This is a genomic window from Variovorax sp. S12S4, from assembly GCF_023195515.1.
Lineage (GTDB): Bacteria > Pseudomonadota > Gammaproteobacteria > Burkholderiales > Burkholderiaceae_C > Variovorax.
Genome location: NZ_JALPKR020000002.1, coordinates 1722504 through 1745762, shown reverse-complemented (window position 1 = coordinate 1745762; position 23259 = coordinate 1722504). Strand labels below are relative to the sequence as shown.

Here is a 23259-nt window from a genome sequence, read left to right as displayed (position 1 = left end):
TGGAGATCAGCGGGAAATGGCGAGCTTGACGCCGAAGGCTATCAAAAAGACACCCGCGAGCTTTTCAAGAGCGCCCGAAATGCGCGGATTGGCGCGGATGCGTTCGGCCAGAAAGTGCGTGAGCAGCGTGGACGTGAGGCCGTACAGAAAGGTGAGCACGGCAATGGTTACTGCCATGGCGCCGAAAGTGACCACGCCCTGGTGGCGCGCCGGATCGACGAACAGCGGAAAGAAAGCCATGTAGAACACGATCGCCTTGGGGTTGAGCAAGGTGATCATCAGCGCCTGGCGCAAGAAGTGGCTGGGGCGAATGTTGAGAATCGGCGCTGCGCCGGGCTTGGCAAGCAGCATCTTGAAGCCGAGCCAGGCAAGGTAGGCCGCACCCAGCCACTGCACGGCCGCGAAGGCGGTCGGGTAAGCGGCCAGCACGGCCGAGACGCCCGCCACCGCCGCCCACATGAGGAACTGGTCGCCAATGATCACGCCGAAGGTGGCAGCCAGCCCGCCGCGGATTCCGCCTTTGCTGGTCGAGGTAATCAGCGCCAGGTTGCCCGGACCGGGAATCAGGAGAAAAAGGACGATGGCAACAACGAATGCGCCGTAGTCAGCAATGCCGAACATGGGATTTGCCTCGAAAAAGAGAGCCAGGGGAAGGCGTCGAGTCTAAGCGAGGCAGGTGCCGCGAGGAGCGCTTGGCGCCGGCTTTCACCGGCGTCGCCGCTTCTTTTTTGCCGATTCAGGCGGTTTCTTTGCGCGCCCAGACGATGCAGCGCTCGGCGTCCAAGCCCGGGACGGTCAGTTGTTCCACGTGAAACACTGCGACGCCTTGGGGCAGCACGGCCAGTTCATCGCTCGGTACCTTGCCTTTCATGGCCAGCCAGACGCCGCCGGGCGCGAACAGGTGTTTCGATCCGTTGAAGAAATCCGGGAGCGAAGCGAAGGCGCGGGAACTGATGATTTCGTAGCTGCCGGTGAGCGATTCGACCCGCGCGTGAAGGCCGCGCAGATTGGGCAGTTCAAGTTCGGCAGCCACCTGTTGAACGAAGGCCGCCTTCTTGGCGACGGCATCGAGGCAGCTCACATCGAGATCGGGCCGCATGATGGCGATCACCACGCCGGGCAATCCGCCGCCAGATCCGACATCGAGAAGCCTCCCCTTCCCTGCCCACTCCCGCTGCAGCGGGGCTACCGCTGCCAAGCTGTCGAGCAGATGGTGCGTCAACACGCTGGCCGGGTCGCGCAGGGCCGTCAGGTTGTAGACCTTGTTCCACTTGAGCATGAGCGTGCCGTACGCCAGCAGCTGCTCCGCCTGCTTATCGGACAAAGCGGTGCCCAGGGCTGCCGCGCCTTGGCGCAGCGTTTCGATGGGCGCGCTCATCGGGCGGGTTGCGATTCTGCGGTCGCTTCCGTGGCGGCGTCGCGGTTGAACGCCTTGTGGCCGCCCTTTCGCAGATGGATCATCAACAGGGAAATTGCGGCAGGCGTCACGCCCGAGATGCGCGAAGCCAAGCCCAGCGTTTCGGGCCGGTGCTTGTCGAGCTTCTGGCGAACCTCGAAGCTCAGAGCCTTGACCTGGCTGTAGTCGAAATCCGCCGGCAGCCGCAGGTTCTCGAAGTGCGCGGCGCGCTCTACTTCGTCGTGCTGCCGCTCGATGTAGCCGGAATACTTGGCCGAAATCTCGATCTGCTCGATCTCGGTTTCGCTGAGCGCCGAGGCTGCGCTGTACTTTCCACCGTCCAGCGACATCAGGGTTTGATAGCTCACATCGGGCCGGCGCAGCAGATCGGCCAAGTTGTATTCGTGCTCGATGGCCTTGCCCAACACGCGCTCCGACTCCGCCGCTGGCAGGTTGCGCGGGTTCACCCAAATCGATTTGAGCCGTTGTGTTTCACGTGAAACAGCATCGCGCTTCCGGCTGAAAGCATCCCATTGCTCGTCGCCCACCAACCCGAGCTTGCGCCCTGCTTCGGTCAGGCGCATGTCGGCGTTGTCTTCGCGCAGCTGCAGCCGGAACTCCGCTCGGCTGGTAAACATGCGGTACGGCTCGGTCACACCCTTGGTAATCAGGTCGTCAACCAGCACGCCCAGGTAGGCTTCATCGCGGCGCGGCAGCCAAGCGTCCTCACCCCGGCATTGAAGCGCAGCGTTGATGCCGGCAAACAAACCTTGGGCCGCGGCCTCTTCGTAGCCGGTGGTCCCGTTGATCTGGCCGGCAAAGAAGAGGCCCTTGATGGCCCGGGTCTCGAAGCTGCTCTTGAGCTCGCGCGGATCGAAGTAGTCGTACTCGATGGCATAGCCCGGCCGCAGGATATGGGCGTTCTCCAGGCCCGGCATCGAGCGAACGAGCTGGTACTGAATGTCGAACGGCAAGCTGGTCGAAATCCCGTTCGGGTAGTACTCGTTGGTCGTCAGGCCTTCGGGCTCGAGAAAGATCTGGTGGCTTTCCTTGTCGGCAAAGCGGTTGATCTTGTCTTCCACGCTCGGGCAGTAGCGCGGGCCGACGCCGTCGATCTTGCCCGTGAACATCGGGCTGCGGTCGAAGCCGGAGCGGATGATGTCGTGCGTGCGCTCGTTGGTGTGCGTGATCCAGCAGGCCATTTGCTGCGGGTGCATGTCGACCCTGCCCATGAAGCTGAACACCGGCATCGGCCCTGCCCCGCCCGGCATGCCGTCGCCCGGTTGTTCGGTGCACTTCGAAAAGTCGATGGTGCGGCCGTCGAGCCGCGGCGGCGTGCCGGTCTTGAGGCGGCCCTGGGGCAGCTTCAGTTCCTTGAGCCGCGCCGACAGGCTGATGGCCGGGGGTCGCCCGCGCGCCCGGCCTGGTAGTTGTCGAGGCCGACGTGAATGCGGCCGTCGAGAAAAGTCCCGGCGGTGAGCACCACGGTGCGTGCGCGAAATGCAATGCCCACCTGCGTGACCGCGCCCACCACCCGGTCGCCTTCCACCATCAGGTCGTCTACCGCTTGCTGAAACAGGCTCAGGTTCGGCTGGTTCTCCAGGCGGCGGCGAATCGCGGCCTTGTACAAGACACGGTCGGCCTGCGCGCGGGTCGCGCGAACGGCCGGGCCCTTGCTCGAATTGAGAATGCGAAACTGGATACCCGCCTCGTCGGTTGCAATGGCCATCGCGCCGCCCAGCGCATCGACCTCTTTCACCAGGTGCCCCTTGCCGATGCCGCCGATCGACGGATTGCAGCTCATCTGCCCCAGCGTCTCGATGTTGTGGGAGAGCAGCAGCGTCTTCGCGCCCATGCGGGCAGCAGCAAGCGCGGCTTCAGTGCCGGCATGGCCACCGCCAACGACGATGACATCGAATTCTTCGGGATACAGCATGAGAGAGGGGCGCACTGACGCGTGCGCTGCGCAAAGGGGGCACCAATTTTAATCGGGGGCCGCTTTGCGCCCGGAATGGGGGCAACGTGGTTAATTGCCCTAAAAACGCCCGGATATCGTTCCAGCAACCATTTGATTGCTATCTATTTGATAGCATCACAACAAGACTGCATCAGGCCTAATCGGCTGCGGCAGCCAGTTCCACGACAGGCACCGGCTTTTCGATGCCCACCAGAGCGCCCGTGGGCTCGGGCTCGGCTGGCGGCGCCACGCTCTCGTCCTGCAGTTCGCGAATCACCAGCGTCTTGCCCGTCATGGCCACCGCGCCGAATATCGTGCAAAAGGCCACGTCCTTGGCGTCGCGCCCCGTGCCCACCCGCACCAGCCGGTCGACCGGCGCCATGCGGGTCGGGTCGAACAGCACCCATCGTCCGCCAAGCCAGGCTTCGAAGACGGCGTGAAAATCCTGCGGCGGTTCGTCGAACCACACGTAGCCCACCACCAGCCGCGCCGGAATGTTCAACGCGCGGCAGAAGGTAATGCCCAGGTGCGCAAAGTCGCGGCAAACGCCGGCGCGTTCCACGAACACTTCGCGCGCCGTCGTTGTCGAGTCGCTGCTGCCCGGCTCGTAGGTGATGCTGTCGTGAATCCAGTCGACGATGGCCTGCACCCGGCCGATGCCCGGCGCGAGATCGCCAAAGAGCTGCTGCGCGCAGCGCGACATCAGGTCCGACTCGCAGTAACGCGACGGCATCATGTGGTGGAGTATTTCGTTCGGCACCTCGTTGACCGGCACCTCCTGCAGATCGAGCGGCACGTCGACCTGCCTGCGCTGCACGGTCGCCTTGTAGCGGATCTTCAGCGGGCCGGGCCGTGCATCGAAGCGCACGAAGCGGTTGCCGCTCGACTCGTCGCAATACACCTGCACTTCGGTCGGTGGCTCGATGGTCAGCGCTTCGCTGATCACGGCTTGCGAGCCCGCCTGCGCAGCCTCGATGTTGAGCTGCATGTGCGCGGGCGCGCTGACTTCGTAGCCGAGTTCCGCCTCGATGTGGGAGATGTGCATGCGCGCCTTGGATGGTTTGTTGTTGTCGATCGGGGTTCAGGCGCGCCGGCGGCGCGAGCGGTGCTCAGGAAGCTGCCAGTGCGTTTGCGTCACCAGCAGCACCCGCATCACGCGGTGGGCCGGGCTCTGCAGCAGTACGCCCAACGGACGCGCGCGCGGCCACCGCGGAACAAGGCCGTGCATCAATCGATTGCCTTTTTGACTGCCCCGATTCCCAGCGCCGCAAGAACCACGAAGATCACCGCCAGCACCAGGAACAGGCCGAACAGCAGCTTGGCAATACCGGCCGCGCCGGCAGCAACGCCGCCGAAGCCCAGGACACCGGCCACCAGCGAGATGACCGCAAAGATGATCGCGTACTTCAACATCTGAAACTCCTTGTGGTGGGCCACCCCACCGTTGCGGCGAGCTTAGAAAGGGCCCGCCGCCGCACCGATAGTCGGCGCGCGCGAGCAGCCGTAGGACAAAACGCGCACCGTGAAACCCGCTAGCATGCAGGCGGTCCAAAGATCTTTTCGCTATCCACATCCTTCGGAGATTCCTCGCATGAAGCTGTATTACTCGCCCGGCGCCTGCTCGCTCTCGCCCCACATCGCGCTGCACGAAGCCGGCCTCGCCTTCGAACCCGTGCTGGCCAGCACCAAGAGCCACAAGCTTCAGGACGGCACCGACTACTACGGCATCAACCCGCTCGGCTATGTGCCGCTGCTCGAGCTCGACGACGGCACGCGCCTGCGCGAAGGCCCGGCCATCGTCCAGTACATTGCCGATCTCGCGCCCACCAAGAACCTCGCGCCGGCCGCCGGCACGCTGCAGCGCTATCGCCTGCAAGAGTGGCTGACCTTCATCGGCACCGAAATGCACAAGGGCTACAGCCCGCTGTTCAACTCGGCCATGCCCGAAGAAGCCAAGACCATCTTCAAGGACAAACTCAAGTCGCGCTACCAGTGGCTCGACGGCCAGCTCGCCGACAAGCAGTACCTGATGGGCGACCACTTCAGCGTGGCCGACGGCTACCTGTTCACCGTGACCAACTGGGCCAAGCCCACCGGGGTGAACATTTCGGACTTCGCCAATGTGCAGGCATGGCACGCGCGTGTTGCTGCCCGCCCCGCCGTTCAGGAGGCGATGAAGGCCGAAGGCCTGCTGAAGTAAGAAGAAGCGCCCAGAACGCGCATGCAAGCGGTCCGCCCCTCTAGGGAAAACCCGGGCCGCTTCAGCCACAAGCCGCATGTTGCGGCTTTTTTTCGGGCCACGCTAGGGGTCGAATTCCAGACCTTGCAGCGAAGGACCCGAACGATGGCCGAAGCCCCTTCAGCCCCAAAACTGCGCGAGGAGGTGCGCGAGGAGATGCGCGGGCCCGTGATGTGGCTCACCATCGATCGCGAAGAGCGCCGCAACGCCATCAGCGCGGGCGTGCTCTCCGCAATGTCGAATGCACTGGCGCGCGCCAACCAGGACCGCGCGGTGCGCGCCGTCGTCATTACCGGCAGCGGCACGCGCGCCTTCTGCGCCGGCGCCGACCTGCAGAGCGGCACCTCCTTCAAGTTCGACTATGCGGAGCCTCACCAGGGCTTTGCGAACCTCTTTCGCCAGGCACGCCAATCGACTGTGCCCCTGATCGCGCGCGTCAACGGCGCCTGCATGGCGGGCGGCATGGGGATCATGGGCATGTGCGACATGGCCGTGGCCAGCAGCCAGGCCGTGTTCGGGCTTCCCGAGGTCAAGGTCGGCCTCTTTCCCGCGCAGGTGCTCAGCGTGCTCGGCAACCTGCTGCCGCGTCGCGTGCTGGCCGAGATGTGCATCACCGGCGAACCGATCACCGCCGCACAGGCGCTCGAGTACCGGCTGGTCAACCACGTGAGCGACGACCTCGATGCAACGGTCGACTGGCTGCTCGGCCGCCTGCTCGACAAGTCGCCCGCCGCCATGCGGCGCGGCCTGTACACCATGAAGAAAATCGAAGCGATGGCCTTCGAGGAATCGATGGCGTTCACCGAAAGCCAGATCGGCCTCTTTGCACTGACCGAAGACGCGGCGGAGGGCCAGCTCGCCTTTCGCGAAAAGCGCAAGCCGCAGTGGAGCGGCCGATGAACCGCGTCGTGCGCATCGGCGGTGCATCGGGCTTCTGGGGCGACAGCAGCGTGGGGGCGCCGCAGCTCGTGGCCAGCGGGCAAATCGACTACCTGGTGTTCGACTACCTGGCCGAGCTCACCATGTCGATCCTCGCGGGTGCGCGGCTCAAGAAACCGGAGCTCGGCTACGCCACCGACTTCGTCTCGGTTGCGATGAAGGCGGTGCTGAAGGACGTTGTGCAGCAAGGCATCCGCGTGGTGAGCAACGCGGGCGGCGTCAATCCGCAGGGCTGCGCCGATGCGCTTGCCGCGCTCGCCGCCGAGCAAGGCATTGCATTGAAGATCGCGGTGGTGAGCGGCGACGACGTCTCGCCGCTGCTGCCGCAGCTTCGGCAGCAGCAACCCGCGGTGCGCGAACTGCAAAGCGGCGCACCGCTGCCGGAGCGCGTGCTCACGGCCAATGCGTATCTGGGCGCAAGGCCCATCCAGGCGGCTCTGGACGCGGGCGCGCAGGTGGTCATCACCGGCCGGTGCGTCGACTCGGCCGTGACGCTCGGCGTGCTGATGCACGAGTTCGGCTGGCAGCCCGGCGACCACGACCTGCTCGCGGCCGGCAGCCTTGCCGGCCACATCATCGAATGCGGCTGCCAGGCCACGGGTGGCCTGCACACGGACTGGGACACCGTGCCCGACTGGCCGAACATCGGCTACCCGATCGTCGAGTGCCATGCCGACGGCCGCTTTGTCGTCACCAAGCCAGCGGGCACGGGCGGCAAGGTGACGCCGGCGGTGGTCGGCGAGCAGATGCTCTACGAGATCGGCGACCCCTCGGCCTACCTGCTGCCCGACGTGGTGGCGGACTTCACGCAGGTGCGCATCGAACAGGCGGGCGAACACCGCGTGCGCGTGCACGGCGCGCGCGGCCGCCCGCCCACTGCAAGCTACAAGGTGTGCGCCACCTATGTCGATGGATTCAAGGCCGCATCGCAACTCACCATCGTCGGCTTCGATGCGGTGGCCAAGGCGCAACGCACCGGCGAGGCGATCCTCGCGCGCACGAGCACGCTGTTTGCGCAGCATGGCTTCGGTCCCTACAGCGGCACGCAGCTCGAAGTGCTTGGCGCGGAGTCTTGCTACGGCCCGCACGCACGCGCGACGCAAACACGCGAGGCTGTGCTCCGGATCGCGGTCACGCACTCGCGCAAGGAAGCGCTGGAGCTCTTCGCGCGTGAGGTGGCTCCGGCCGGCACATCGTGGGCGCCGGGCACCACGGGCGCTGGCGGGGGCGCTCGCCGGTGTCGCCGTCCATTCGCCAGTACGCGTTCCTGCTCGACAAGTCGAAGGTGGAAGCGCGCGTGGAGATCGACGGACAGTGCATCGAAGTGCCGCGCGATGCGGGGCCGGCTGCCGGCGAAGAGACGTTCTCGCCAACGCCGCCGCCGCCGCCGAGCATTGCCGAACCGCAGGTTGCATCTTTCGACGACGATGCCGGCACCATCGAAGTCCCGCTCATCCGCCTCGCCTGGGCGCGCAGCGGCGACAAGGGCGACACCTCGAACATCGGCGTCATCGCGCGCCACCCTGCCCTGTTGCCGCTGCTGCGCGAGCAACTGACCGAAGCGCGCGTGGCCGAATGGCTCGCGCACCTGGTCAAGGGACCTGTCACGCGCTACGAAGTGCCAGGCATCGGCGCCTTCAACTTCGTCTGCGAACAGGCGCTGGGCGGCGGGGGCATGGCATCGCTGCGCAACGATGCACTCGGCAAGGGCATGGGGCAGATCCTGCTCGCCATGCCGATGCGCGTGGGCGCCGAATGGCTCGCGCTGCTGGAGGCAAACGCCTCGGCAGACCACGCCGCGCCAGGCGCCTAGCAGCAAACGGGCAACCGTGCCGCAGCAGGGTTGGCCGCGCGGGCTTAGCCTCGCGGCCTCTGTCCCACTCTTTCCGGCCATCTCCGGTTCACGCAATGCCCTCTCTCTTCGACCCCGTAAAAGCCGGCGACCTGCAACTCGCCAATCGCATCGTGATGGCACCGCTCACGCGCAACCGTTCGCCGAATGCCATTCCGACCGAGATGGCCGCCACCTACTACGCGCAGCGCGCCTCGGCCGGCCTGCTCATCACCGAGGCCACCGCCATCAGCCACCAGGGCCAGGGCTATGCCGACGTGCCGGGCCTCTACGGCACCGAACAGCTCGACGGATGGAAGCGCGTGACCGACGCGGTGCACGCCAAGGGCGGCAAGATCGTGGTGCAGCTCTGGCATGTGGGCCGCGTGTCGCACACCGAACTGCAACCTGACGGCGGCAAGCCCGTCGCACCCTCGGCCATCACCGCCAAGACGAAGACCGTGCTCATCAAGGACGGCGTGCCGACCTTCGTCGAAACCTCCGAGCCGCGCGCGCTCGACGCCGAAGAGTTGCCCGGCATCGTTCACGCCTACGCCGCTGCCGCGCGCAACGCGGTGGAAACCGCCGGCTTCGACGGCGTGGAACTGCATGGCGCCAACGGCTACCTGCTCGACCAGTTCCTGAAAGACGGCAGCAACAAGCGCACCGACGACTACGGCGGCAGCATCGAGAACCGCGCCCGCCTGCTGCTCGAAGCCACGCGCGCCGTGGTCGATGCGGTCGGCGGCGGCAAGACCGGCATTCGCCTGTCGCCCGTCACGCCCGCCAACGACGTGCACGATTCCGATCCGCAGCCGCTCTTCACCTACGTGGTGAAGCAGCTGGCGCCGTTGGGCCTGGCATACATCCACGTCATCGAAGGCGCCACCGGCGGCCCGCGCGAAATCGAAGACCGCCCGTTCGACTACGAGGCACTCAAGGCCGCCTATCGCCAGGCCGGCGGCAAGGGCGCATGGATGGTCAACAACGGCTACGACAAGCCGCTGGCCGATGAAGCCGTCAAGGAAGGCGACGACCTCGTGGCCTTCGGCAAGCCCTTCATCGCCAACCCCGACCTGGTGCGCCGCCTGCGCGAGAACGCACCGCTCAATGAAGTGAACAAGGCCACGATGTACGGCGGCGGCGCCAAGGGCTACACGGACTATCCGACGCTGGCCTGATCCGCAAGGCGGCGCAAGGCCATGGCAAGATGCGGCGGCACATTGACCCGCCGCAGGAGAGAAACGCCATGGCCCGCATCGAACAGCGACTCGCAACCCTCGGCCTCGTGCTGCCGCCGCCGGTCTCGCCGCCGCCCGGCGTGGTGCTGCCCTTCAGCTTCGTGCGCATCGTCGGCCGCCGCGCGATCATCTCCGGCCACGGCCCGCTCAACCCCGACGGCACCATTGCGGCGCCGCTCGGCAAGCTGGGCCGCGAGCTGACCGTGGAACAAGGCTACGCATCGGCACGGCTGACTGCCCTGGCGATGCTGGGCAGCCTGCAGCGCGCACTCGGCGACCTGGACCGCATCACCGCGTGGACGCGCGTGTTCGGCATGGTGGCCTCGGCACCAGGCTTCGACAAGCAGCCCGCCGTCATCAACGGCTTCTCGGACCTCGTGCTCGAACTCTTCGGGCCCGACATCGGTGCGCATGCGCGCAGCGCCGTGGGCATGGCCGAGCTGCCATTCAATATTCCGGTGGAAATCGAAGGCGAAGTGGAGTTCGAGGCTTGAGCGCCATGCAACTCGGAAGACTGCATCACGTCGCCGTCATCTGCGGCGACTACGAAGTGTCCAAGCGCTTCTATACCGAAGTGCTGGGCCTGCGCGTGTTGGCCGAAAACTACCGCGCGGCGCGCAATTCGTACAAGCTCGATCTCGCACTACCCGACGGTTCGCAGATCGAGCTGTTCTCTTTCCGGGCGCACCGCAGCGCCCCACCCGGCCCGAAGCGAGAGGCTTGCGACACCTGGCTTTCGAAGTGCCTGACGTGCAGGCCGCGGCCGAAGCACTGGCCGCGCAAGGCGTTGCAGTGGAGCCATTGCGCATCGATGAATACACGGGCCGCCGCTTCACCTTCTTTGCGGACCCCGACGGCCTGCCGCTGGAGCTCTACGAGGCGGAGCCGGGCACACCGCCTGGCGCAGTGCCCTCGTAGTCGTCCTGCAGCGGACGGTGATGAATCTCCGCGAAGGTCACGCTCACCCGCAACCCCGAGGGCTCGGCCGCATCGAGCCGCAGCTCGGCGCCGAGCAGCTCCGCATAGCGCGCCACGATCGACAGGCCCAGCCCCGAGCCCTGCCCCAGCTTCTGGCCCGCCGGGCCTTGCGCCCAGCGCTGCATCAGGTCGCGCTGCGCCTCGAGCGGAATGCCGGGGCCGTCGTCGATCACGCTCAGGGTGCGGCCCGCCAGTTCGACGGTGATGGTGCGCCCGCCGTAGCGCAGCGCGTTGTCGATCAGGTTGTCGAGAATCCCCTCGACCAAGGCTTCGTTCGCGAGCACCGTCACACGCTCGTCGAGGCCTCGCGCGCCCAGGTCGACGCCGCGCGTGTCGGCGCGGGCCAGGTGTCGCAGCACGGTTTGTTCGGCGAGCACGTCGAGCTGCACCGGTTCTCGCGCAAGGCCGGTGCGTGCTTCGTCGGCCAGGGCCAGCGCCAGCAGCTGGTCGATGAGATGGCTTGCGCGGGCCTGCCGTTCAGCCACGCGCGCAAGCTGCTCGCGCCACACCTTGGAGTCATGCTGCGCAAGGCCGTATTCGGCCAGCGCGCGAATGCCGGCGAGGGGCGTGCGCAACTCGTGCGCCACATTGCCCACGAACTCGCGCTGCGCGCGCACGCTGTGGTTCAACCGCTCGAACAGCGCGTTGACCGCATTGCCCAGGCGCTGCACTTCGCGCGAGGTTTCGACCACCGCTACCGGTGAAAGGTCGTACACATCACGGCGGTCAAGCGCCTGCTGGAGTTCGCCGAGCGGACGCAGGTCGCGCCGGATGCCACGCCAGAGCCATACCGCAAGCAGCACCAGCAGCAGCGCCTGGGGCGTGAGCGCAAAACCGAGCAGCTGCCGCACCAGCGCCGCTCGGCTGAGCGTGGTCTGCGCAATGATCACGCGATACGGCATCAGCAGGCCGGGATCGGCGTCGTGATCGAGCACCACGGCGCGCAGCACCTTGCCGCCATGGTTCACGTCCGAGAAGCGATAGCGCGCGCCCTCCGGCGGCAGCGGCGCGTTCAAGCCCGCTTGGCCCGAGATCAATGTACCGTCCATCCGCTGCACCGCGAAATACACCTGGTCCACCTGGTCGAACAGCACCGTGGCCACTTCGCGCGGCGACAGCAGCAGCTCGATGCCCCGCTCGCCCGCCTGCACGTTGGCCGAGAGCGCATAGGCGTCGTCCAGCATGCTGCGGTCGAAGGCCTGCTCGGCAAAGTAGTTGGCGATGACCAGCGCAATCACCGCGCCCAGCATCCAGGTGAGCGCCAACGGCACCAGCACGTTGCGCAGCACGCGGCGCGTGAGCGAAGGCGCGGCCTTCTGCCGGCGCGGCGCGGCGGGTGCGGTGCGGCTCACACTTCGGCTTCGAGCAGGTAGCCGATGCCGCGCAGCGTGCGAATGCCCGCGCCCGAGCCGACCAGCTTCTTGCGCAGCCGCGAGATGAAGGCCTCCAGCGCGTTGTCGCCCAGCGATTCGTCGAAGCTCGAGAGCTTGTCGGACAGCGCCCGCTTGCTCACCGTACGGCCCGGCGGGCTCATCAGCTCCCACAGCACTTCGAACTCGCGCGCCGGCAGGTCGAGCGGCCCGTTCGCGGTCGAAAAGCGGCGCGCCTTGCGGTCGAGCTTGAGATGCCCCAGCAGCACGATGTCCTCGGTGCCCTTGGCGCGGCGCACGAGCGCGCGCAGGCGTGCCTCGACTTCCGCGAGATCGAAGGGCTTGCCCAGGTAGTCGTCGGCACCGGCATCGAGGCCCGCAATGCGTTCTTCGGTGCGGCCCCGCGCCGTGAGCACCAGCACCGGCGTGCGGTCGCCTCGCGCGCGTGCCTGGCGCAGGGCGGTCAAGCCGCTTGCCAAGCCGCTCGTGGGGCTTGCCGTGGCCGGCAGGTTCAGGTCGAGCAGCACCGCATCGAAGGGCTGCACGCGCCAGAGGTGGTCGGCGTCCTCGACATTGGCCGACACGTCGACCCGATGGCCGGCATCCGCAAGGCTGCGCAGCATCACGTCGCGCAGTACGGCATCGTCTTCGACAAGCAGGATTCGCATGGTGTGTGTAGTGGGTTGAGAAGCCTATTCTTGCGCGAAGGAGGGTCAGCGGCCCGTCAGTGCCCAGCGGCGATAAACGCGCCATGAGCATACGACAGCAACCCGCGGCGCGCCGCACGGCCATCGTGCTGCTGCATGGTTTATGCAGCACACCTGACGAGCTCCTGACCGTGCAATCGGCCCTGCGGGGCAGCGGGTATCCGGTGCATCCGATGCGCGTCGACGGCTACTCCTTCGATGCCGCCGCGCCGGTGCAGTGCGCCGCACCCTACGAGCGCTGGCTCGACGCCATCGAAGCGCAGGTCAAGATGCTGCGCGCGCAGCATGACCGTGTGCTGCTGGTCGGCATCTCGGCCGGTTCGTCGCTTGCGCTCGGCGCGGCCATCCGCTGCGGCAGCGATGTCGACGCGCTGGTGCTGATGTCGACTACGCTGCGCTTCGACGGCTGGGCCATTCCGCGCACGCACGTGCTGCTGCCGCTGGCGTTGTACACCCCGCTCGGCCGGCTCTGGCAGTACCGGGAGCGGCCGCCCTATGGCGTGAAGAACGAGCGCGTGCGCGCCTGGATCGAGCGCGAACTTCGCCAGCGCAAGGTATCGAGTGCCGGCAGCGCGCTGATCGGCGTCGGCCACTTGCGCGAGCACGACCGGCTGATCCGCCATGTGAAGCGCAACCTTCGCCGCGTGCAGTGCGCCAGCGTGCTCGCGCTGCATGCGCGGCAGGACGAAGTGGCCAGCGTGGCCAACCTCGACATCCTCGCGCGAGGCCTGCGCTGCAAGGCATTTCGCAGCGTGGTGCTGCCCGACAGCTATCACATGATCACGATCGACAACGACCGCCACCAGGTGGCGCGCGAAACAGTGGCCTTTGCCGATGCCGTGGCGCATGGCGCGTCGGGCACATCGGTTGCTTCCGCCGCCTCGTCCACCCGCAGCAACTTTTTCGCCTGAAAGAAACGTTTCATGTCCTCTTCCCTGTCTTCACTGATCTTCAACAACATCACGGCCATCCTTGTGAGCAAGTTCGAAGTCGAGCGAACGGCCATTGCGCCCGGCACGGCCTTGTCCGAGCTCGGCCTCGACTCGCTCGGGCTGATGGAATTCGTCTTCGCGGTAGAAGACGCTTTCCATCTGCGCCTTCCCGAAGACCGGCTCGACCCGCGAGAAGCGGGCATCACGCTCCAGAGCCTGTGCGAGGCGATCGAAGAGCAGATCAGGTGCGACGCCGAGTCGCCGGCGGCCGTGCTCGCGTGAGCAACGGCAAGTCCCGTTCGATCTCGCCGGCCGGTGCGCCGGTGTTCGTCACGGGCCTTGGCTTTGTCACACCACTCGGGCGCACGGTCGACGCCTTCGACGATGCGCTCTTCAATGCACGCTCGGCGGTGCGCGCACAAACGCTTTGCATCGAAGGTCTCGATCCGATGGAACTTGCCGTGGCCGCCTGCGAGTTCGACGCGGCCGACGTGCGAAGCAACTCGCGCCTGCCGCTCGACCGCGGCACTGCAATGGCGCTCGCGGCCGCGCACGACGCCGCTGCAAAGGCGGGGCTCGACGCCGGCAGCGTCGATCCCACGCGCCTCGGCATCTTCTGGGGCAGCGGCCTGGCCGGCGCAGGCACCTTCGACGACACCACGCAGGCGCTCTACGCCGAGCAGCGCCGCATGCGGCCCACGACGGTGCTCACCGTCATGCCCAACGCGGCGGTCGCGGAGCTCGCATTGCAGTTCGGCGCGCAAGGCAACGCCATTGCATACGCCTGCGCCTGCGCTTCTTCGGCGGTGGCCATTGGTGAAGCGATGCGCGCCATCCGCGGCGGCTGGATCGACGTGGCCATTGCAGGCGGACACGACGCGATGCTCACGCCGGGCGTGACGGCCAGCTGGCATGCGATGCGCGTGACCGCACCCTTGCCGCCCGGTGCGCCCGAAAGCGCCTGCAGGCCTTTTTCGGGCGACCGCGCGGGCTTTGCGCTGGGCGAGGGAGCCGCCGCGCTGGTGCTCGAATCGGAAGCGCACGCACTGGCACGCGGCGCGGCCGGCGACACAACGCCCGCGCTGACCGGCTATGCGACCAACTGCGATGCCACGCACATCACCAACCCCAACGCCGCAGGCCAGGTGCGCGCCATGCGGGCGGCATTGCACGACGCGGGAATCGACCCTTCGCAGATCGGCCACATCAATGCGCACGGCACCGCCACCCGGGCAGGCGACGCCGCGGAAGCCGCTTCCATCCGCGAAGTGTTCGGCAACGCCACGCCGGTGAGCGCCACCAAGGCCATCCACGGCCATGTGCTCGGCGGAGGCGGTGCCATCGAACTCGTGGCCGCATTGCGCGCCTTGTCGCGCGGCATGCTTCCACCCACTGCCAACCTGCGCGTGCCCGATGCGGCCTTCGATCTCGACCTGGTACGAGGCGAGGCGCGCGACGCCGGAAACCTGCGCCATGTACTTTCCAACTCGTTCGCGTTCGGCGGCACCAACGCCGTACTGATTGCTTCCCGCCGCGCGCATCGCTGAAGCGCCAGCCGTTTCAACGCGGCATGCGGGCCGGGGTCCGGACTCGGTATGCTGGCGGACTCATCCGCATCCGCAGGCAACCCGATCACCATGCGCAGGCTCGCAACACCTCACGATCTCGAAGCGGTCTTCACCATCTACATGCACGAGCGTGTCGTGCCTTTCCTCGGCTACGACCCGATGCCGCTCGATGAATTTCGTGGCATCTACAAAGAGCTGGTCGACAGCCGCAGCTTCTACATCTATGAACACGACGGACGCGTGGCGGGCTTCTACCGGGCGAGCCGCTATCCCGGTCGCGTGCGGCACGTGGCCTGCTTCGGTACGCTCGCGGTCGATCCGGCGCTGCACGGCAAGGGCATTGCCCAGGCGATGGTGAGCGATGCCATCGAGCACCTGAAGGCCGAAGGCGTGAAGCGCATAGAGCTTTATGTAGAAAGCGACAACGCACCGGGGCTGCGCTTCTACAAGAAGCTGGGCTTCGAATACGAAGGCACGCTGCGCAAGTTCTACAAGCGTGCCAACGAAGCCGACTACATCGACGACCAGCTGCTCGCGCTGCTGATCGACTGAAGCACCAGCAGCAAGCGCAAGCGCCGGCAAAGCCTCAAGGCCTCCAGCGCCGCAACAGCAGCGCGTTGGCCATCACGCTGACGCTCGACAGCGCCATGGCCGCGCCCGCCACCACGGGGCTCAGCAGCCCGAAGGCCGCGAGCGGAATGCCGGCCAGGTTGTAGGCAAAGGCCCAGAAAAGGTTCTGCCTGATCTTTGCCACCGTGCGTGCCGAAAGGTCGAGTGCCTGCGCTACCAGCGCCAGGTCGCCGCGCATCAGCGTGATGCCCGCGGCTTCCATGGCCACGTCGGTACCGCCGCCCGAAGGCGCCATTGCAATGCCCACATCGGCCGCGGCCAATGCGGGTGCGTCGTTGGCGCCATCGCCGACCATCGCGACCACATGGCCGTCGTTGCGCAGTGCACTGACCTGCGCCGCCTTGTCGGCCGGCAGAACGTCGGCACGCACATCCGCGGCGGCAATGCCCAGCCGCGCCGCCATGGCTTGCGCCGCACGCTCGTTGTCGCCCGAGATCATCACCACGCGCAGGCCCCGTGCACGCAATGTGCGAACCGCTTGCGCAGCCTCGGGCTTCGGCTCGTCGGCAAAGGCCAGCAGCGCCTGTACCTGCGCAGCGCCCGCCGCATCGAAGCGCAGCAGCGCCGACACGGTGGCACCCTGCGCATGCAGGCGCTCGACCGCCGCAGCGTCGGGAACAACGCCCAGTTCGGCACACCAGCGCAGGCTTGCAATGGCCCAGCTCTCGCCATTCACTTCACCGCGCACGCCGCGGCCCGGCATTGCCTGCATGGCGCCCAGGGCCGGCACCGGCAAGCCGCGCTGCGCCGCAGCCGCCGATACGGCACGCGCGAGCGGATGCTCGCTGCCACTTTGCAAACTCGCTGCCGTTGCCAGCAATCCGGCTTCGTCGCCAAGGTCTCCCGCGGGAATCAGCGCTGTCAGCACCGGGCGGCCCAGGGTCAGCGTGCCGGTCTTGTCGAAGGCCACGGTGTCGACCTTGTGGGCAAGTTCCAGCGCCCGCGCATCCTTGATGAGAATGCCGCGGCGCGCCGCCACACCGGTTCCGGCCATTACCGCGACAGGCGTCGCGAGGCCCAGCGCACAAGGACACGCGATAACCAGCACGGCCACCGCATGGATCATCGCAATCTCGATGCCGGCGCCCGCGAGCAGCCAGCCCACCAGCGTGGCGAGCGCAATCAACAGCACCACGGGCACGAACACCGCCGCGACCTGGTCCACCAGCCGCTGGATCGGCGCCTTCGCGGCCTGCGCGTCTTCAACCAGGCGGATGATGCGCGCCAGCACGCTTTCGGCACCCACCGCGCTCACTTCGACGACCATGCGGCCGTCGCCGTTGACGGCGCCGCCCGTCAGCGCATCGCCGGGACCCTTGGCCACCGGCAGCGGCTCGCCGGTGAGCATCGATTCATCGACTTCGGAGCGCCCTTCGATCACGCGCGCATCGGCCGGCACGCGTTCACCCGGCCGCACCGCAAGCCGGTCGCCCACCATCACTTCGGCCAGCGGCACATCGGTTTCACCACGCTGGCCGACGAGGTGCGCAATTTCGGGCCGCAGTTGCTGCAGCGCGCGAATGGCGGATGTGGCCTGCCGTTTGGCGCGCGCTTCCAGCCATTTTCCGAGCAGCACCAGCGTGATCACCACGGCCGACGCCTCGAAGTAGAGGTGAGGTACAGCGCCATGCCCCGCGTGCTCGCCCGTGGCCGCGCGCCACCAGAGCCAGAGCGACAGCCCGAAGGCCGCGCTGGTGCCGAGCGCCACCAGCAGGTCCATGTTGCCGGTGCGGGCCTTTGCGGCATGCCAGCCCGCGCGATAGAACCGAGCGCCAAGCCAGAACTGCACCGGCGCCGCCAGCAGCAACTGCACCCAGGGCGGAAGCATCCAGTCCTGGCCGAAGGGTTGCCCCAGCATAGGCGCCAGCAACGGTATCGAGAGCAAGAGGCCGATGCCCACAGGGCCGAAGCCGTGCCAGGGCGACACCGCCGCGGCTTCTTCGGCCGCATTGCCGGCCGCGCGTGGCTCGTAGCCCGCGGCGCGCACGGCGCGGCGCAGGCGCGCATCCATGTCTTCACCATCGGCCGCCACCACGCGGGCCGATTCGGTGGCCAGGTTCACGCTCACGTCCTGCACGCCGGGCACGCTCTTGAGCGCGCGCTCCACGCGCATCACGCACGATGCGCAGGTCATGCCGCCGACAGAAAGATCCAGGGTGCTCATGGGGTTCAAGGGGTAGTACTGCAGATTGTCCATGCACCGAAGGTAAAGCCTCACATCATGGCAAGGTCAAGCCGAAAGCACAGTGCCCCTGCGCTGGACATTGACATCGTGAGAGGGTTCAAACTGGCGGCTTCCTTGATTCAACTTCTCAACAGGAGCAACAAAGATGAGCCAGAAATTCCAGGTCTCGGGCATGAGCTGCGGCCATTGCGTGAGCGCGGTGCAGAACGCGGTGCAAACCATCGACCCCAAGGCGCAGGTGACGGTGGATCTTGAAACCGGCCACGTCGATGTGCTGAGCACGCAGCCGCGGCAGGACATTGTCGCCGCGATCGAGAACGCCGGGTACAAGGTGCAATGAGCAACAGCTTCGGAACCGTCTCCATCGGCGAGGCTGCAAGGCTTTCAGGTGTTTCCGCGCGCATGGTTCGGCACTACGAAGGCCTGGGCCTCCTGCCCGCCGTGCCGCGCACCGAAAGCGGCTACCGGCAGTACGGCGATGCCGACATCCACACGCTGCGCTTCATCAAGCGCTCGCGCGACCTTGGTTTTTCGATGGAAGAAATTGCCGAGCTCGTCGGGCTGTGGCACAACCGCCGGCGTACCAGCTCGAGCGTGAAGCGCGTGGCGCAAAAGCACCTGGACGAACTGGAGCAGCGCATTGCCGACATGCAATCGATGCGTAGCACGCTCGCGCACTTGGTGCATTGCTGCCATGGCGACGCGCGCCCCGACTGCCCCATCCTGGACGACTTGGCTAAATAGGCTCTCCCCCAGGCTTCGCGCACTTCGTGTCGCTGCGCCACCCCCTCGCCGGGGGCAACACCAGTGGCCCGGCAAAGCCGGTTCCACGGTGTTCCTGGAAAATACTCAGGCTCCTCTGACGAGCGACAGCACCTTGCCGGCGTCGAGCGTGCGGGCTTTTTCCTGGATGGCGGGCAGGTATTGGGTCTGCAGGCCCTTGCCTTCCTGCATCACGCCCGCGAAGGCGTCCTTCAGCATCTGCGTGGAGAGCGTGCGGCCGCCGGCGTAGTAGCGCTTGGCCACGTGCCCCAGCGCATAGGTCGATGCGAAGCTCATGCCCGAACTCACCGCCTGGTTGCCGAGGCCGCGCAGCATGCCGCCGCCCATCTTGCCGAGCAGGCCGCCGAGCAGCTTGCGCCCCGCCTGCTCCAGGTACTGCGAAGTCAGGCCCACGCCGACCGTCGCCAAGAAATCCTTGACGTGGCCGCTGTCGAGCTCGTAGCCATGAGCCTTGCCGATGCGGTAGACCAGTTTCATCTGCAGCGGAATGATCGCCATGGTCGAGAGCGTTTCCGGCAGCAGTTCGAGCGCGCCGTTGAGGATGGCCGCGTTGAGAATCGATTTGTCGAGCTCGGCGCTGTCGGGCAATTGCGCAGCCACGGCACCGGCCGTAGGCACGGGCGCTGCTGCCGCTGCGGCACTGGTGGCCGCCACCGGAACCGCGGCAATTTCTTCTGCCTGGCGCGAGAACTGGGCGGCCGAGGCATCCAGCCCGAGCGAGGTGCGCACGTCGGCCAGGAACATGCGCTCCGCTTCCGATTGCGTGCCGTCCGCATCGCACACGCACACCGCCATTTCATAGGCCAGCTGCTTCGATTCGGTGCTTTGCAGCTCGCCGGCCACCGAAGCCAGCGAGACGCGCTTCATCAGCACGTCCTGGTAGAGCGTGGGCAGGTTCACGCCATCCGCCTGCGAAAGGCCTTCGGCAATGCGCTTGATTTCCGCGCGTTCGCGCTCGTGCTTTTCGCCGTCGACAAAGGCAGCCAGGAGGCTGAGGGTCACGATGGCCTTGGTTTCGGTAGGTGTCACGTTGGAAATTCCGCTGGTTGAAAGACAAAGTTCGTTCGGCGCCGCGCGCGAAGGTTCCGCTGCGGTTCTCCCCACAAAGCTTGGGCAACTCTGTGGATAACACTCGCACTTCTTTGTAGGAGAAAGCTAAGTGTTTGATTTACAAGGCAAATCTACAGTCTGCCTAAATAAGCGGCAATGAATTTCTTGCGCCGGAAACCGCCTTTCGCAGAATTCCGGAACCCTGTCAAAGGACAACTCTGGGGAGAGTTCTGGCACAAGCAGGCGGTTATCCACAGGGCGGACGCGCCGGCCAATGTTGTTCCTTTTGGCGCGACAGCACGGAAGCGCGGCTGCGCACAGTGACAGAGGTATGACAAGTGACTGTCACACAAGGAAAAAAGCGGCATGTCCACAGACAGGTGCGACCCTTATCTACTACTACTAATTTGAATAAGAGAGATAAGAAGAAGATACAGAGCCAACGCCGCGCCGGAAAAAAAGACCTCGAAAGGCCGCGCCGTGTCCTCGGCGCCACGCCACAAAACCAGCCTCGCCGGGCGGCGCCCCCTCGCTAACATCCAGGGGATGAGTTTCAAACCCCGGATCCTGATCGCCGAAGACGAATCGGGCATTGCCGACACGCTGCAATACGTCCTGAAGAGCGATGGCTTCACGCCGGTCTGGTGCGCAACGGCCGAGGAAGCCATCGCGCAGTTCGCACAGGAGCCGCCGGCGCTGGCCATACTGGACGTCGGCCTGCCCGACCTCAACGGATTCGAGCTCTTCAAGCGCCTGCGCGCGCTGAACCAGTCGCAGGGCGGCGCCGAGGTGCCGATGCTGTTTCTCACCGCAAGAAGCGACGAAATCGACCGTGTGGTCGGGCTGGAGCTCGGTGCCGACGACTACATTGCCAAGCCGTTTTCGCCGCGTGAACTGGTGGCGCGGGTGCGCACCATCCTGCGGCGCAGCGCGCGAGCGGCCCCTGGAGGCCCCGCGGCAGCAAACAACGGGGGTCCCCCTCAAATTCCGGGCGCGGCAGCTCCTGCGAGCTCCCAGCCACCCGCAACGCCGTTTGCGCTGGACAACGAGCGCATGCAGATCCGCTACTACGGACGGCTGCTCGAGCTCTCGCGCTACGAATACGGCCTGCTTCGGCTCCTGGTGCAGCGGCCGGGCCGTGTTTTCACGCGCGATGAGTTGCTGCAACTGGTCTGGGACGATGCGAGCGACAGCTTCGACCGCACGGTCGACGCGCATGTGAAAACGCTGCGCGCCAAGCTCAAGGCGGTGGCGCCCGATGTGGAGCCGATCCGCACGCTGCGCGGCACCGGCTACGCGTTGAACGAAGAATTGCCCCGGACGCCGTGAGCCGGCGCACGCGAATATTCATCGGCATCCTGCTGATCTACACGGCGGGCATCGCGTTCCTGCTCTACCGCGTGGTGTCCGACATCGACCCGCGCTACCGCGAATCGGCCGAGGAATCGCTGGTCGAGACCTCGCAGCTGATTGCCAGCCTGGTCGAGCAGGACGTGATTGCGGGCGCCATCAACACGGCGCGGCTCGAACCCCTGTTTCGCACGGTGTATGCGCGCGAGTTTTCGGCCCAGATCTACAACCTGCACAAGAACCGCGTCGAACTGCGCGTGTACGTGACCGACCGCAGCGGCCGTGTGATGTTCGATTCGCTCGGCAGGCACCTGGGTGCCGACTACTCGCAGTGGAGCGACGTGAACCGCACGCTCGCGGGGCTGTACGGCGCGCGCACCTCGCGCGACGTCGACGGCGACCCGCGCACGTCGGTGATGTACGTGGGCGCGCCGATCCGCTGGAACAACGAAATCGTCGGCATGGTCAGCGTCGGCAAGCCGGTGCAGAGCTTCGGCCAGTTCGTGGAAGACGCGCGCGCCCGCACGCTGTGGGTGGGCGTGGGTTCTGGCCTGGCGCTGCTGCTGCTGGCGGTGATCGTCTCGGTCTGGCTGGTACGGCCGTTCGGGTTGATATCGGACTACTGGACCTGGGTACGCGCCCAGAAAAAATTGAGCGTTTCGCGCATGGCGCGGCGCGCGGTCGATGCGGTGCGCACCGGCTTCAGCGAAATGCGCGATGCGCTCACGGGCCGCAACTACGTGGCCGACTACGTGCAGACCTTCACGCATGAAGTGAAGAGCCCGCTTTCGGCAATTCGCGGCGCGGCCGAGCTGCTGCAGGAGCCGTCGATGCCGCATGTGGAGCGTGAGCGCTTCCTGAAGAACATCGAACGTGAAACGCAGCGCATCCAGGAAATCGTCGACCGCATGATGGAGCTCACCGCGCTCGAAACGCGGCGCGGCCTCGACCGCACCGAGCCGGTGGCGCTGGCCGCGCTGATCGAGGACGTCGCCCTCAGCGCGCAGCCTGCCGCGGCCAAGCGCAACATCGGCGTGCGCGTGAACATCCGCACCGACGCCAGTACCGAGGGCGATCCGTTCCTGCTGCGCCGCGCCGTCAGCAACCTGCTGGACAACGCCATCGATTTTTCACCGCAGGGCAGCGAGGTGCTGCTCACGCTGGAGACCACCTCGAAGCTCGCGCGCGTGACCGTGCGCGACCGCGGACCAGGCATTCCGGACTACGCGCAGGAAAAGGTTTTCCAGAAGTTCTATTCGCTGGCGCGGCCGCACAGCCAGAAGAAAAGCACGGGCCTGGGCCTGGCCTTCGTGAAAGAGATTGCCGCGCTGCACCGCGGACGCATCGAGCTCGGCAATGCGGCACGCGGCGGCGCGGTGGCCACGCTCACCTTGCCGCTTTTGCCTTCATCGCACCACTCTTCGCATCACTGAAGGACCTTGGCAAGGCTCACCGGCCGATGAGCGTGCCGTAGGCCCGGCGCGTGGCCGGGCTCACTGCTTCCAGCAGTTGCTCGTACGAGGTCTTGTGCCGCGCCAGCATGCGCGCGGACGCGACGGTTTTCGACTTGCAGAACCAATGGCAGGTGTGCTGCATCAGGAACAGCTCGGCCGACATGGTGAAGGCCTTCGCCTTCGGTGTGCGGCCCGCTTCGTTGCGCATCACCTCCGAAATGCCGCGTGCATGGATCACGAGCGCCTCGCGCAGGTCGAAGGTGGCGGCCGGGAACAGCTTGTGAGCGAAGGGAATGGCGAAGGGCAGCTTGCTCACGCGTGCATCCGCCGCGTCGACCCGTGCGAAGGCTGCGGCAAAGCTGTCGAACTGGCCCGAGAGTTTTTCCTCGGTGGAATCGAGCAGGCTCCAGATCTGCTGGCGCCGTTCGGCGTCGTCTTCGCCCAGGCAACGCAGGTAACCCTCGGTGAGGGTTTCCATGAGCCTTTCGATCTGGTATCTGCCCAGATGGCTTCCGAGCAGCGCGATGCGCTGGCGCTGCTCGCGCGACCTGAGGATGTAGGCACCGATGACGAACAACGTCACCAGGGTAAGAATTTCCATGAGAGCGTGGGGAAGTTGGACCGAAAGGCAGCACCGAGTGTAGAGACC

General features: G+C 66.3%; 22 protein-coding genes and 3 pseudogenes. 14 read left to right on the top strand and 11 right to left on the bottom strand.

What is annotated here, in order from left to right; genetic code table 11:
* Positions 1 to 6 precede the first annotated feature (6 nt).
* From M0765_RS08860 to M0765_RS08835, 6 genes and pseudogenes are all read right to left on the bottom strand, one after another.
* Entirely contained in the window at positions 7 to 621 is a 615-nt protein-coding gene (locus M0765_RS08860) for a LysE family transporter (RefSeq protein ID WP_258503178.1), read from the bottom strand.
* Between the two features lie 115 nt (positions 622 to 736).
* Positions 737 to 1378, bottom strand: a complete 642-nt coding sequence (gene rsmG / locus M0765_RS08855; protein WP_258503177.1) for a 16S rRNA (guanine(527)-N(7))-methyltransferase RsmG — start codon at positions 1376 to 1378, stop codon at positions 737 to 739.
* A pseudogene (gene mnmG / locus M0765_RS08850) lies at positions 1375 to 3266 on the bottom strand (tRNA uridine-5-carboxymethylaminomethyl(34) synthesis enzyme MnmG); the annotation flags it as partial. The gene rsmG and the pseudogene mnmG, both read right to left, overlap by 4 nt.
* Positions 3267 to 3510: 244 nt before the next feature.
* Positions 3511 to 4398: a transglutaminase-like domain-containing protein gene (locus M0765_RS08845; RefSeq protein WP_258503176.1), complete on the bottom strand. Its 888-nt coding sequence runs from the start codon at positions 4396 to 4398 to the stop codon at positions 3511 to 3513.
* 36 nt (positions 4399 to 4434) lie between these two features.
* Positions 4435 to 4581, bottom strand: coding sequence for a hypothetical protein (locus M0765_RS08840; RefSeq protein ID WP_258503175.1), 147 nt, complete (start codon positions 4579 to 4581; stop codon positions 4435 to 4437).
* Complete coding sequence (locus M0765_RS08835; RefSeq protein WP_126746582.1) at positions 4581 to 4766, bottom strand: DUF1328 domain-containing protein; 186 nt, start codon at positions 4764 to 4766, stop codon at positions 4581 to 4583. The genes M0765_RS08840 and M0765_RS08835 overlap by 1 nt, the downstream gene beginning before the upstream one ends.
* Before the next feature lie 178 nt (positions 4767 to 4944).
* Between M0765_RS08835 and gstA the strand changes: the two genes are divergently transcribed.
* The 6 genes and pseudogenes from gstA (at position 4945) to gloA2 (ending at position 10521) form a co-directional block, all read left to right on the top strand.
* Positions 4945 to 5553, top strand: coding sequence for a glutathione transferase GstA (gene gstA, locus M0765_RS08830; RefSeq protein WP_258503172.1), 609 nt, complete (start codon positions 4945 to 4947; stop codon positions 5551 to 5553).
* Between the two features lie 144 nt (positions 5554 to 5697).
* On the top strand, positions 5698 to 6492 hold the full coding sequence (locus M0765_RS08825; RefSeq protein WP_258503171.1) for an enoyl-CoA hydratase-related protein: 795 nt from the start codon (positions 5698 to 5700) through the stop codon (positions 6490 to 6492).
* Positions 6489 to 8344, top strand: a pseudogene (locus M0765_RS08820) (acyclic terpene utilization AtuA family protein). The gene M0765_RS08825 and the pseudogene M0765_RS08820 overlap by 4 nt, the downstream one beginning before the upstream one ends.
* Positions 8345 to 8439: 95 nt before the next feature.
* Positions 8440 to 9543 carry an alkene reductase gene (locus tag M0765_RS08815; RefSeq protein ID WP_258503170.1) on the top strand — a complete coding sequence of 368 codons (1104 nt, stop codon included), beginning with the start codon at positions 8440 to 8442 and terminating at the stop codon, positions 9541 to 9543.
* Between the two features lie 68 nt (positions 9544 to 9611).
* On the top strand, positions 9612 to 10097 hold the full coding sequence (locus M0765_RS08810) for a RidA family protein (RefSeq protein WP_258503169.1): 486 nt from the start codon (positions 9612 to 9614) through the stop codon (positions 10095 to 10097).
* A 5-nt stretch (positions 10098 to 10102) separates the two neighbouring features.
* Positions 10103 to 10521: pseudogene (gene gloA2, locus M0765_RS08805) on the top strand (SMU1112c/YaeR family gloxylase I-like metalloprotein).
* Here gloA2 and M0765_RS08800 read toward each other — a convergent pair.
* Together M0765_RS08800 and M0765_RS08795 are read right to left on the bottom strand one after the other, a co-directional pair.
* Positions 10476 to 11933, bottom strand: a complete 1458-nt coding sequence (locus M0765_RS08800) for a sensor histidine kinase (protein ID WP_258503168.1) — start codon at positions 11931 to 11933, stop codon at positions 10476 to 10478. The pseudogene gloA2 and the gene M0765_RS08800 overlap by 46 nt on opposite strands.
* Positions 11930 to 12619, bottom strand: coding sequence for a response regulator transcription factor (locus M0765_RS08795; protein WP_157611156.1), 690 nt, complete (start codon positions 12617 to 12619; stop codon positions 11930 to 11932). Before M0765_RS08795 ends, M0765_RS08800 begins: the two co-directional genes overlap by 4 nt.
* Positions 12620 to 12702: 83 nt before the next feature.
* On the opposite strand from M0765_RS08795, the gene M0765_RS08790 reads away from it, so the two are divergent.
* Genes M0765_RS08790 through M0765_RS08775 form a run of 4 tightly spaced genes read left to right on the top strand, consistent with a single transcriptional unit; the run spans position 12703 to position 15710 of the window.
* On the top strand, positions 12703 to 13569 hold the full coding sequence (locus tag M0765_RS08790) for an alpha/beta hydrolase (RefSeq protein ID WP_258503166.1): 867 nt from the start codon (positions 12703 to 12705) through the stop codon (positions 13567 to 13569).
* A 12-nt stretch (positions 13570 to 13581) separates the two neighbouring features.
* Complete coding sequence (locus M0765_RS08785) at positions 13582 to 13872, top strand: acyl carrier protein (RefSeq protein ID WP_258503165.1); 291 nt, start codon at positions 13582 to 13584, stop codon at positions 13870 to 13872.
* Between the two features lie 20 nt (positions 13873 to 13892).
* Complete coding sequence (locus M0765_RS08780; protein ID WP_258508186.1) at positions 13893 to 15137, top strand: beta-ketoacyl-[acyl-carrier-protein] synthase family protein; 1245 nt, start codon at positions 13893 to 13895, stop codon at positions 15135 to 15137.
* A 48-nt stretch (positions 15138 to 15185) separates the two neighbouring features.
* On the top strand, positions 15186 to 15710 hold the full coding sequence (locus tag M0765_RS08775) for a GNAT family N-acetyltransferase (RefSeq protein WP_258503164.1): 525 nt from the start codon (positions 15186 to 15188) through the stop codon (positions 15708 to 15710).
* A gap of 34 nt (positions 15711 to 15744) precedes the next feature.
* Here the strand turns inward: M0765_RS08775 and M0765_RS08770 are convergent, their stop codons facing one another.
* Complete coding sequence (locus M0765_RS08770; RefSeq protein ID WP_258503163.1) at positions 15745 to 17985, bottom strand: heavy metal translocating P-type ATPase; 2241 nt, start codon at positions 17983 to 17985, stop codon at positions 15745 to 15747.
* 133 nt (positions 17986 to 18118) lie between these two features.
* On the opposite strand from M0765_RS08770, the gene M0765_RS08765 reads away from it, so the two are divergent.
* Positions 18119 to 18313: a heavy-metal-associated domain-containing protein gene (locus tag M0765_RS08765; RefSeq protein ID WP_126746571.1), complete on the top strand. Its 195-nt coding sequence runs from the start codon at positions 18119 to 18121 to the stop codon at positions 18311 to 18313.
* The gene (cueR, locus tag M0765_RS08760; RefSeq protein WP_126746570.1) at positions 18310 to 18717 is read left to right on the top strand and encodes a Cu(I)-responsive transcriptional regulator; all 408 of its coding nucleotides are present in this window, start codon (positions 18310 to 18312) and stop codon (positions 18715 to 18717) included. The genes M0765_RS08765 and cueR overlap by 4 nt, the downstream gene beginning before the upstream one ends.
* 105 nt (positions 18718 to 18822) lie before the next feature.
* Here the strand turns inward: cueR and M0765_RS08755 are convergent, their stop codons facing one another.
* Entirely contained in the window at positions 18823 to 19785 is a 963-nt protein-coding gene (locus M0765_RS08755) for a YcjF family protein (RefSeq protein ID WP_258503160.1), read from the bottom strand.
* 567 nt (positions 19786 to 20352) lie between these two features.
* Between M0765_RS08755 and creB the strand changes: the two genes are divergently transcribed.
* Positions 20353 to 21135: a two-component system response regulator CreB gene (gene creB, locus M0765_RS08750; RefSeq protein ID WP_258503159.1), complete on the top strand. Its 783-nt coding sequence runs from the start codon at positions 20353 to 20355 to the stop codon at positions 21133 to 21135.
* Entirely contained in the window at positions 21132 to 22589 is a 1458-nt protein-coding gene (creC, locus tag M0765_RS08745) for a two-component system sensor histidine kinase CreC (protein WP_258503158.1), read from the top strand. The genes creB and creC overlap by 4 nt, the downstream gene beginning before the upstream one ends.
* Positions 22590 to 22605: 16 nt before the next feature.
* Here creC and M0765_RS08740 read toward each other — a convergent pair whose 3' ends face one another.
* Positions 22606 to 23211 (bottom strand): hypothetical protein, encoded by a 606-nt coding sequence (locus tag M0765_RS08740; RefSeq protein WP_258503157.1) that lies wholly within the window; start codon positions 23209 to 23211, stop codon positions 22606 to 22608.
* Positions 23212 to 23259: the final 48 nt, after the last annotated feature.

Excerpts from the sequence above, each read along its gene's own strand:
- M0765_RS08860 (WP_258503178.1), bottom strand. The coding sequence starts at position 621 with ATGTTCGGCATTGCTGACTACGGCGCATTCGTTGTTGCCATCGTCCTT.
- rsmG (WP_258503177.1), bottom strand. The coding sequence starts at position 1,378 with ATGAGCGCGCCCATCGAAACGCTGCGCCAAGGCGCGGCAGCCCTGGGC.
- M0765_RS08845 (WP_258503176.1), bottom strand. The coding sequence starts at position 4,398 with ATGCACATCTCCCACATCGAGGCGGAACTCGGCTACGAAGTCAGCGCG.
- M0765_RS08840 (WP_258503175.1), bottom strand. The coding sequence starts at position 4,581 with ATGCACGGCCTTGTTCCGCGGTGGCCGCGCGCGCGTCCGTTGGGCGTA.
- M0765_RS08835 (WP_126746582.1), bottom strand. The coding sequence starts at position 4,766 with ATGTTGAAGTACGCGATCATCTTTGCGGTCATCTCGCTGGTGGCCGGT.
- gstA (WP_258503172.1), top strand. The coding sequence starts at position 4,945 with ATGAAGCTGTATTACTCGCCCGGCGCCTGCTCGCTCTCGCCCCACATC.
- M0765_RS08825 (WP_258503171.1), top strand. The coding sequence starts at position 5,698 with ATGGCCGAAGCCCCTTCAGCCCCAAAACTGCGCGAGGAGGTGCGCGAG.
- M0765_RS08815 (WP_258503170.1), top strand. The coding sequence starts at position 8,440 with ATGCCCTCTCTCTTCGACCCCGTAAAAGCCGGCGACCTGCAACTCGCC.
- M0765_RS08810 (WP_258503169.1), top strand. The coding sequence starts at position 9,612 with ATGGCCCGCATCGAACAGCGACTCGCAACCCTCGGCCTCGTGCTGCCG.
- M0765_RS08795 (WP_157611156.1), bottom strand. The coding sequence starts at position 12,619 with ATGCGAATCCTGCTTGTCGAAGACGATGCCGTACTGCGCGACGTGATG.
- M0765_RS08790 (WP_258503166.1), top strand. The coding sequence starts at position 12,703 with ATGAGCATACGACAGCAACCCGCGGCGCGCCGCACGGCCATCGTGCTG.
- M0765_RS08785 (WP_258503165.1), top strand. The coding sequence starts at position 13,582 with ATGTCCTCTTCCCTGTCTTCACTGATCTTCAACAACATCACGGCCATC.
- M0765_RS08775 (WP_258503164.1), top strand. The coding sequence starts at position 15,186 with ATGCTGGCGGACTCATCCGCATCCGCAGGCAACCCGATCACCATGCGC.
- M0765_RS08770 (WP_258503163.1), bottom strand. The coding sequence starts at position 17,985 with ATGGACAATCTGCAGTACTACCCCTTGAACCCCATGAGCACCCTGGAT.
- M0765_RS08765 (WP_126746571.1), top strand. The coding sequence starts at position 18,119 with ATGAGCCAGAAATTCCAGGTCTCGGGCATGAGCTGCGGCCATTGCGTG.
- cueR (WP_126746570.1), top strand. The coding sequence starts at position 18,310 with ATGAGCAACAGCTTCGGAACCGTCTCCATCGGCGAGGCTGCAAGGCTT.
- creB (WP_258503159.1), top strand. The coding sequence starts at position 20,353 with ATGAGTTTCAAACCCCGGATCCTGATCGCCGAAGACGAATCGGGCATT.
- M0765_RS08740 (WP_258503157.1), bottom strand. The coding sequence starts at position 23,211 with ATGGAAATTCTTACCCTGGTGACGTTGTTCGTCATCGGTGCCTACATC.